General features: G+C 45.0%; 9 protein-coding genes, 1 pseudogene and 1 riboswitch. All 10 genes and pseudogenes read left to right on the forward strand.

Annotated elements, in window-relative coordinates; genetic code table 11:
- A pseudogene (locus tag SSCH_RS18920) lies at nucleotides 1-418 on the forward strand (IS1634 family transposase); the annotation flags it as partial.
- A gap of 626 nt (nucleotides 419-1044) precedes the next feature.
- A complete protein-coding gene (locus SSCH_RS05005; protein WP_044664519.1) occupies nucleotides 1045-1608 on the forward strand; it encodes a ferritin-like domain-containing protein in 564 nt (187 codons plus the stop codon).
- A 461-nt stretch (nucleotides 1609-2069) separates the two neighbouring features.
- Nucleotides 2070-2279 carry a DUF3006 domain-containing protein gene (locus SSCH_RS05010; protein WP_332306902.1) on the forward strand — a complete coding sequence of 70 codons (210 nt, stop codon included), beginning with the start codon at nucleotides 2070-2072 and terminating at the stop codon, nucleotides 2277-2279.
- On the forward strand, nucleotides 2269-3141 hold the full coding sequence (locus SSCH_RS05015; protein ID WP_408645695.1) for a ComEC/Rec2 family competence protein: 873 nt from the start codon (nucleotides 2269-2271) through the stop codon (nucleotides 3139-3141). The genes SSCH_RS05010 and SSCH_RS05015 overlap by 11 nt, the downstream gene beginning before the upstream one ends.
- Nucleotides 3142-3665: 524 nt before the next feature.
- Nucleotides 3666-3804, forward strand: a riboswitch (molybdenum cofactor riboswitch).
- Between the two features lie 446 nt (nucleotides 3805-4250).
- Entirely contained in the window at nucleotides 4251-5459 is a 1209-nt protein-coding gene (locus SSCH_RS05020) for a molybdopterin molybdotransferase MoeA (RefSeq protein ID WP_044664521.1), read from the forward strand.
- Nucleotides 5460-5654: 195 nt separating this feature from the next.
- A complete protein-coding gene (locus SSCH_RS05025; RefSeq protein ID WP_052835335.1) occupies nucleotides 5655-6746 on the forward strand; it encodes an ABC transporter substrate-binding protein in 1092 nt (363 codons plus the stop codon).
- A gap of 172 nt (nucleotides 6747-6918) precedes the next feature.
- The gene (locus SSCH_RS05030; RefSeq protein ID WP_052835336.1) at nucleotides 6919-7926 is read left to right on the forward strand and encodes a radical SAM protein; all 1008 of its coding nucleotides are present in this window, start codon (nucleotides 6919-6921) and stop codon (nucleotides 7924-7926) included.
- A gap of 35 nt (nucleotides 7927-7961) precedes the next feature.
- Nucleotides 7962-8570 carry a TroA family protein gene (locus tag SSCH_RS18925; protein WP_198142177.1) on the forward strand — a complete coding sequence of 203 codons (609 nt, stop codon included), beginning with the start codon at nucleotides 7962-7964 and terminating at the stop codon, nucleotides 8568-8570.
- Nucleotides 8530-9048, forward strand: a complete 519-nt coding sequence (locus SSCH_RS18930; protein ID WP_198142178.1) for an ABC transporter substrate-binding protein — start codon at nucleotides 8530-8532, stop codon at nucleotides 9046-9048. The genes SSCH_RS18925 and SSCH_RS18930 overlap by 41 nt, the downstream gene beginning before the upstream one ends.
- Nucleotides 9049-9326: 278 nt before the next feature.
- Nucleotides 9327-9506: a hypothetical protein gene (locus tag SSCH_RS16275; RefSeq protein WP_052835337.1), complete on the forward strand. Its 180-nt coding sequence runs from the start codon at nucleotides 9327-9329 to the stop codon at nucleotides 9504-9506.
- The last annotated feature ends 233 nt before the right edge of the window (nucleotides 9507-9739 follow it).

Genomic DNA, 9739 nt, shown 5'->3' on the forward strand with positions numbered 1-9739 from the left:
CAGTGAACTGGATATGTCGGATACTGAGGTGATCGATACTTACCGCGGTCTATGGCAGATCGAAGAGACTTTCCGTGTTACTAAGGGGGTGCTGGAAACGCGGCCGGTCTATGTGTCGCTTGAGGATCACATTAACGCTCACTTTCTCACTTGTTTTTTAGCTCTCACTATTTTACGAATAATGCAAAAGAAAACGGGCCGGCTTTTCTCTGCTGAAAGGATTGTTGAATGTCTCAACAAGATTTCCTGTTCCAATGAGCAGGACAATGTTTATTTGTTTGATTACAGAAGTGTGATCTCAGATGCTATCGGGCAAGCGCTGGGAATTGATTTCACTAATAAAAGGCTTACTCTGGGGGCGATAAAAAAAAGTTTTGGCTCAAGCCAAAAAATAAGGTTTTACACTACATATTTGTGACAAAATCAAAAGACCGCTATCCCATGTGTATCAAGGGGTTGCGGCCTTTTTATCTGCCATTTTGGTGTAAAAGTCAGGTTCCATTCCACAATATTTTAATTAATCAAAAACCGTACACGATGATAAATAATAACATTGTGTATACATTCCTGTAAGAACTGCGGGAACGTAGAGATACCTAAAAATCACACCGCAACCCCTATCATAATAATCTACTAGAGCATAGGATATTGCAAATGCTGCCGCAAATGTACCTGCCACGGGGATTAAGATACTTACTCCGCCACCTACACCATAAATTAGTTTGGCAAGTCTTATCGTGTCATGAGACACCCAAATAAAATAGCCCCACCAACGGTATTCTTTCTTATTGATACCGCCAGGATGTGTACTGGAAGCTTGTACTACATCTAATACTACATCGGAAATGCCTTGTCTAGCAAATTATTATATATTTGAACGTCAATAGAAAAATTCCTTTACATAAAGACGATTTTCGTGAATATAACGTTCCAAGAGCTGGACAGTACCTTTAGCTACTCCCAGATTGAATGCGTGTAGATGTGTAATATTTGATAACTCCGTATAATACCATTTACTAAGGACTTCATGGGGAGGTTAATGTTATGAGTAAGGAACCGCCTGAGACAAAGGGATGTGAGACCCCGTCTATTTATAAGTGTGCTTACCCTGCCCCTTACCCGGAAGTGCGGGTAGCTGGACCAAACCCCAAATATGCCCAACTGCTGCTGGAGGATTATGCGGGTATGGTAAGCGAGATGACAGCTGTAACCCAATACAGCTATCACCATTTTGTGCTGGAAGATGAAAACAGGGAGGCGGCGGATCTGCTTTCCTGTATTGCACTGGTAGAAATGCACCATCTAGAAATACTTGCTGAAACAATATTATTGCTGGGGGTTGATCCCCGTTACAGGACTATTGAGAGGAACAATGCTGAAAGGTATTGGGATGCCACCTTCGTTTTCTATGGAACCGCTCTTTGTGACCGGCTCACAGCAGATGTTGCCAGTGAATGGGCAGCTATAGCTAACTATCGCAAACACCAGCGCATGATCGATGACCCGTATGTTAAGAGAATATTGGAGAGGATCATTATAGATGAACTTCAGCATGTTGTACTTTTCAATAGATTGATTGATAAGTATTGTCAACCACATATACCGTAAATGGATGTCAGATGCCGGAGGTCGGAAAAAAGAGGGGTGACAGGGGATGGTTCTCTGTTACCTTATTGGAAACTAGGGGGCCAGGCTTGATTTACTATTGTGTAACAGGGACTGTTTCCAATGCACGCGAGATTTGTCCGCATTTTCGTACCCTCCTGCGCACAGATAAATGCAACAGGGGCTGTCCCCAGTGCATATGAGATCTAACCGCAATTGTGCACCCCTGTTACGTACCGGAACGTCAAGTGTGACAAAAGGATGGACCCCCTTGTCATAGAAAAACGGATTAGTGGATCACAAGAACCGTCTCTCTGATCCACTCCGCTCCAAAAGGACCGTTCCCTGTGAGACGCGAGTGAGACGCGAGAACCGTCCCCGCGTCTCAAGACGCGAGAACCGTCCCCGCGTCTCACTCGTGCTCCATTCTGTGATAAAATAAGCTACAGTTGGTGTAGATAGGAGTGATTGCCATATTAATCATCGACCGTTTCGAAGGGGATTGGGTAGTTGTAGAGTTTGAGGGGGGGATTTTTAATATTCCTAAAGCCCTGTTTCCTCAACAGGTGAGGGAAGGTGATGTAGTCAAGATAAACATTATTGTTGATGAAGAGGCCACAAAAAATAGAAAGAAAAGAGTGGAGCAGCTAGCAGATGAACTTTTTGAAGACTAAAAGGTGCCTTATTATCTCTCTTTTACTGGCAGTTGTTTTAGTAACTGCAGGATGTACAGGGCTTTCGGATTTAAGCAAGGGTGCTGTTTCTTACAGCCATCAAGCAGATGAATTAGCAGTCCATTTTCTTGATGTTGGGCAGGGTGATTCAATTTTAATCCAGTTTCCAAACGACAGTGTGATGCTAATAGATGCGGGGCCGGATCGAAGTGGGGCAACCGTTATTTCCTATTTAAAACAGCAAGGGGTTAAAAAGATCGATTACCTGGTGGCTACTCACCCCCATGCAGACCACATAGGCGGTATGGCTGCGGTAATCAAAGAATTTGACATAAGCAAGGTTTATATGCCTAAAGTAACCCATACCACAAAAACCTTTGAAGATATGCTGCTGTCAATCAAAAAAAAGGGTTTAAAAATTACGCCTGCACGTGCAGGACTGAATATTTTCGAACAGGATGGCTGCCTGCAAGCAACCTTTACTGCCCCTTGTAGCTCTGGCTATGATAGCTTGAATAACTATTCAGCGGTAGTGAAGATTCAGTATGGCAGCACATCTTTTTTATTAACAGGGGATGCAGAGGATTTATCTGAAAAGGAGATGCTTGCCAGTGGTATGAATCTGCAAGCTGATGTGTTGAAAGTAGGTCATCATGGAAGCAGCAGTTCAACTACACCGGCTTTTTTGAAGTCGGTATCTCCGGAATATGCAGTTATTCTCGTCGGTGCAGCGAATGACTATGAGCATCCTCACCAGGAAACGCTGGATAATCTAGCTGATGCGGGAGTGATTATTTACAGAACAGATGAGGAAGGAACCATTATTTTTGTATCTGATGGAATGAGTGTAAAGAAGGTTTAACCAATTTTCCTGCAACCACGTGCTATAGAGATCGCAAAAAATTACACGGTCCCTCTTTTAATCAGTTCGAGCTTCAATGAAGCCCATTACTCTTTTAACATTAGGTAATCCCAATTAACGCCTTAATTTTTCCTTGACAGACGGGGATGTCTCCTGTAGAATTAATTCATGTTTTGTTACTTTCATGTTGGTCTGTTATATTTTTTAGCTGCTGTATTTTTTAGTCATTTTTCTTATTTGGAAAAAAGATGGCGTCTTACAAAGTTTCAATATAAGGTATCTGGCACCGGAGAACCTGGAACCGCCTTCCTCAACGTACGTGAATGCTGTCACATTTTTCATACCAAATGATACCGTTCAGAGGCGGAGCAGATATCTGCCATCATCTTTTCTTACGATTTTCCCAGGCGGGAGTCAGCAAGGCGCTCCTGGTCGGGGAAAAACAGCCACCACTTCCAGGTGTAGATTCAGATATAAGGTAGTATCTTTTGTATCTTTTATAGAGCTGACATCTTAAAAACTGAATAACGTACGATCTTCGATCTTGTTTCCCTAAAGCTGAAGGCCATGGGAAGCAAGACGATGGGTTAATATCGACCCCGAGGGTAAAAGGGAAAACCCTTGTACCTCCCGTATTCGGAAAGAAGATTTTATTGGCAGGGTGGCCACCTTTCTTGAATGTGGGCATCCGTTTTGCTTTAATAACGGTTTACATCCTGCCTGGTTTAATTAATAAGCCAGAGTCGACTTTTCGACTCTGGCTTATTTTTTATGGGCTTAAGAAAAGGGAGTTGAGCACTTGCCAGCAGACTTCTACCAGGGATTTCAGCAAAAGGACACTGCCCTATCAGCGATCTTGAGGGGGTGAAGATCCATGGCCTAAAATCTGCAAGTGAATATTTTTGATTTTAGATGTAAAAGGGAAGGGGAGGGAAATATGCCAACAGAGGAGGCCCAGGAAATCCTCGGCGGCGGACCTATGCCATCGAAACAGTGATGGGGTGCACCAGGTGTACCAGAGATAGGATCAAATATTTATTTGGTTACATGCCATCAAAATAATAACGGGGTACAACCCGTAAAACCAACGGTAAGGAGGAGTTTTTGCTGTGCTCTCTCTTAAAGCAGCAAATGAGCTTATTTGGAAGAAGTTTCAGCATATTGAAATGGGTCATGAGCAGGTCGATATCTTAGACGGACTTGATCGGATAGTGGCAGAGGATATTGTTTCTCCTGTGGATGTACCTGGTTTTTCGCGTTCTATGTGTGATGGTTATGCGGTAGTAGCCAGTGATACCCAGGGGGCCAGTGAAGATAACCCAGTATCGCTGAGCTACCTGGGGGAGGTCCCCCCCGGGGTAAACGCGGCCATGGAAGTAAAGGAGGGGCAGTGTGCCTATGTTTCCACCGGAAGTATGATACCGCCCGGTGCTGATGCTGTGATTATGGTGGAACGCACCAAGCAGTCTGAGGAAGGCTTCATTCAGGTATCTATGCAGATGAAAAGCGGGCAGTTCATGATGGGGCAGGGTAGTGATATTAAAGCTGGGAGCCTGTTAATTGAGCGGGGAAAAAAGTTAAGTGCAGGTAATATTGGAGCCTTGGTCGCTGCTGGAATCTACAAAATAAAGGTCTTTAATCGTCTGCGGTTTGCGATCATCGCTACAGGGGATGAGCTTGTGGACGCCGGGCAGGATCTTTTGCCTGGCAAGATAAGGGACAGCAACTCTTATGCACTGCAGGCCCTCATTACCAAGGCCGCGGGTGAAGTGGTCCGGCGGGTATTGGTCAAGGATAATCGTGAGTTATACAAACAGGAACTAGAAAACGCAGTAAAATGTGCGGATGTCGTCTTGATTTCCGGGGGCTGTTCTGTCGGGATCCGGGATTTTACTGCCGAAGCCATCAACGAGCTGCCTGGTGAAGGTGTTTTTATCCATGGGATAGAGATAAGACCAGGCCGTCCGTTGATTGTGGGGGAATCAATGGGCAAGCCGGTCTTCGGTTTGCCGGGACACCCTGTGGCGCCGGTGCTGCTTTTCAAAACAGTTGTGGAGGAGCTGTGGCGCCGTTTAGTTGCCTGCCGGGAAGAAGCGGACAGTATTATAGCTGTGGTTGATTTCGATATGAGTCCGTGTATTTTTACTCATTTGTTCGTACAACTGGAAAAAGGGGACGATTCCATTATTGCCAGACCGGCTTTCAAGGGAAACCCCACTCAAACCAGTGCTATTTCCCGTGCAGGTGGTTACATATGGATAAAGGATCCTGAGAAGGGATTATGCCGGGGACAAGCAGCTAAGGTTTTCGTTTTATAAGGTTGTGCTAGAGCAGGGGTCTCCTTATGTCTGTCCGCCCGAGTGTTTTGTCTTGTTTCTGGTGGGACAGTTTGCCAGGGGCTAACCTTTGGCTCTGTTTTCAACGATGATGCGTAAAGGCACGATCATTTCGTCTCTGCGAGGCGAACAGGTTTTAATATCAAGAATGTAAGGGAAGGGGAGGAGAAAAGAATTATGAAGAGGAAACGGGTTTTTTTATCATTGCTGATGGTTTTCTTGCTTATCGCAAGTGTCATGGTTGTGGCAGGCTGCAGTAAGGAAAAAGAGGTGGACACAACCCCAACAACCAGGACAATTACCGATATGGCCGGACGTGAGGTAACCATTCCTGCAGAGATCAAGAGTCTTGCTACAGTAGGCCCAGGGCCGGTGCTAAACAGCTTGATTTTTGCGGTGGGGGAGGGGGACAAGATTGTCAACGGTCTCCCTGAATTTGCGCGCACTGAACGCTGGAAGTACCAGCATAAATTTGCTCCTCACATTAAGGATCGGCCAGTGGTACAGTCCGCAAGCTTTGACCCCAATGTTGAGGAATTGCTGAAGTTGAAACCGGATGTTGTATTTACCATGGAGGCACGCGGCAGCGTTGAACAGACCGCTAAAGTTATGTCTAACGCAGGGCTGCCAACGATTTGCCTGGTCTGGACAGAACCTGAAGAGGTCAAACAAACAATAGAACTGATCGGAAAAGTATTGAATCAGGAGAAAACGGCCAAAGAATACTGCAAATATTTTGACGATACCGTTGCTCGGGTAAACAAGGCCGTAGATACCATCTCTGAGGAAAAAAGACCCCGGGTGCTGCATTGCAATGTGAAGAGTATGTCTTCTCCACATACGATCACCGAATGGTGGATCAGTCAAGCGGGAGGAAACAGTGTCACAAAAGAGGCTCGTATTACAGAAAACATTGAATTTTCCATGGAACAGCTTCTCAAGTGGAATCCGGAGGTCGTTGTGGTAAGCTCACCTGATCAGGTGGATTTGATGTACAAAGACAGCCGCTTCAAGGATATTAGCGCTGTCAAGAATAAACGGATCTATCCAACTCCGGTGGGAGCACATATCTGGGGGAACCGCACAGCTGAACAGCCCTTAATGCTCCTTTGGGCCGCAAAAACCTTTCACCCGGAATCTTTCAAAGACGTGAACCTTGAGGCCGAGTTAATCTCCTTTTACAAAAAGTTCTATAAGTATACTATGCCAGAGGAAGAGGCGAAGGAGATCCTGAATGGCGGACCGGTGGTTACAGGCCAGAAGCAGTAAAGGGAGGCGGGATGGGTGTTTAGCATTACCATTGCCTCTAAGAGGTTAGGGCATTAAGTAGAATATAACTTTCCGGAGAGCATTCCCCTGCCTGACACAGGGGAAGCTCTTCGGATGATTGGGTTTAGTATAAAAGAAGTGAAACTAGCGACATTTTTACGGGGGGTGTACCTTGATTGACTCATTAGAAATTTGTACTGAAACAGGTATTGACAGAGATACTGCCTTAAGGATTTATCAAGAAGCAAAAGAGCCTATCAAAACTTTGGAGTTGTTTAAAGCTGCATATCAACTAAAAAGCCGGGTGCTGGGTAATCGCGTAGATATAATTGTCCCATCTGGAGTAATTCTGAAATGCAAACTTAACCCCCCATGCAGGTACTGTAGTGCCTTCAAGCATAAACCGCGGAACTTTGATGCGATTTTGCAGGCAATTCCGGCGCTGTCCAGGTTAGGCATAAACAAGCTTTTGCTGGTTGGGGGCGCCAATATGGAAGGTTATGACGAGGAAATAATCGAGCTGGTGGGGGCAATAAATAGGGTAGCTTCAATAAAGATTGAAATAAATTTTGGGGCCTCGCTGTCCCGGGAAACGGTGCAATGTTTAAAAAAGATGAATGTGATCGGTATTACTTCTTCTCTTGAAGTCCTAAACGAACAGATATTTAATCATGCAAAACCCGGTGACAGTCTGGAGCAACGCAAGGGACTTCTTCAAATAGCCGAAGATGAAGGCTTGTCAATACGCAGTTTCATGATGCTGGGACTGGGTGAAACTGATCAGGACCGCATTGAGCATTTGTTTTATCTTAAAAGTTTTAAACAGATGAAGCACCTGGTTCTAACGAGTTTTACCCCCAGCAAAGGAACGCCTTATGGTGATAGGCTGCCTTGCCCTGGTTGGGATGTAGCCAGAACTATTGCCATTGCGCGGCTCATAATGCCGGATATTAGCATAGCAAGTGCACATAACACCGGATTAAGCGATATTCCGCTGTGGTACATGGCCGGAGGAAGTGAATGTTTTGGTGTAAAAATATTAGAAACGCATGATTTAAAGCTGAAACCAGGGGAAGAGCTGATCCCTGTTACTTCTGAAGTTGGTATTATAAGCCGACTTCCTATAATAAAAAATCAATTACAGGGTATGGGCTGTATGGCTGTCTTTAATTGTAGTTAATCAGCAAGATTAGCTGATTGAGAGGAGGAACAAAGTTGAGAAAACCAAAGACTTTTATCATCTTATTGGCCGCAATATCTCTGCTGTTGACCTGTTGTCTTGTTGGCTGCGGTAAAGAGCAGGAGCAGGATACAGGCGGATCATCAGATACTGTTCATACTGTTGTAGATATGGCCGGTCGGGAAGTTACCGTTCCGAATAAAATTGACAAGGTGTTTTCCACCAATCCACCTGGTGCTATACTCTTGTATACTTTGGATCCTGATTTAATGATCGGCTGGAACTATAGTCTGGGTGAGGCGGAGAAAAGGTTCATCCTTCCCCAGTGCCATAACCTGCCCAACCTGGGAGGATGGATGGCTAAAGGCACCTGTAACACAGAGGAACTGCTGAAAATAAAACCGGATCTGATTATTTATATGGGTGACACTGATCAGGTGGCTGCACACCTGGCCAATAACATTCAAAATGAGGTTGATATTCCAGTTGTTGTTGTGGACAGTGACATTAAGAATATGGAAAAAGCCTATGAATTTATCGGTAAGCTCCTGAACCAGGAAAAGCAGGCTAAAACTCTGGGGACATACTGCCGTGAAACTTTAGGTGAGATTCAATCCAAAAGCAAAAAAAATTACCGGGGATAAAAAGGTACGGATTTATTACGCAGAGGGTGACGATGGTTTGCAGACTGACCCGAATGGATCACGCCATACTGAGGTTCTGGATCTGGTGGGAGGCGACAATGTGGCTGATGTAACAGATAAGGGCAGCCGCGGCTTAACCCAGGTCTCACTGGAACAGGTTCTGGCCTGGGATCCCGACCTGATTCTGAGTTGGAGCAACTGCTATAAAAAGATCAAGGCTGATCCCAAGTGGAAAACCATCAAAGCGATACAGGATAATAAGGTATATGCGGTACCCAGCGGCCCCTTTAACTGGTTTGACCGTCCCCCTTCAGTAAACCGTGTGCTGGGCTTAAAATGGCTGGGGAATTTACTTTACCCGGAGGTGTATGATTACGATATAGCTGAAGAGGTTCGTGAGTTTTATAAAATGTTTTACCACTATGATCTCACAGATGAGGACATAACATTCCTGTTAAAGGATGCGGGTGGAAAGTAATGATGGATACCAGGAGTGCCCGCTCCGATGATCAAGGATGCCGTGGCTCTGCGGGATCGCGCTGGACGTTATAACTGGGAGTGCCTGCTCCAATGTTAAAGGACGCCGGCAGTAAGAAATAATTAGGCACGGAATATATGTGCGAAAAATCAGGTGCAGAATATTAGGTATGACAAACAGGTACAGAAAATCAGGCATGAAAATACGGAATACCAAGCACAGAATATCAGGTACAATAAATTATGCATAGAAAATCAGGTACTGAGGAGGAAATCGCAATGCTGAAATCCAGTTCCTACGGCTCGATGATGCCCATTTATCCACTATTGGCACAGCAGTGTGTTGATGACTATGATTTGAACAGCGGCATCTGTCTTGATGTTGGTACAGGCAAAGGTTTTGTGGGAGTAGAAATTGCTAAAATCACTCACATGAGCATCTACTTCATCGATTATTGAGGCTGAGGCAGTGGATTCGGCCAAGGAAACGGTTGCAGAAGCCGATATCGACAATGAGGTATTTTTTGTACAGGCTGATGTCTTGCAAGAAGCTGCCTTTTGACGATAAATTTGTCTGATTTTATTGTCAGCCGTGGGTCGATCTGTTCTGGGATGATATGGCAATGGGGATTGGACTGAAATACACAGGGTGTTAAAAGTTTGGCGGGACTGGCATTTGTTGGCGGCGGGCT

Source organism: Syntrophaceticus schinkii (assembly GCF_000946815.1).
Classification (GTDB): domain Bacteria; phylum Bacillota; class DSM-12270; order Thermacetogeniales; family Thermacetogeniaceae; genus Syntrophaceticus; species Syntrophaceticus schinkii.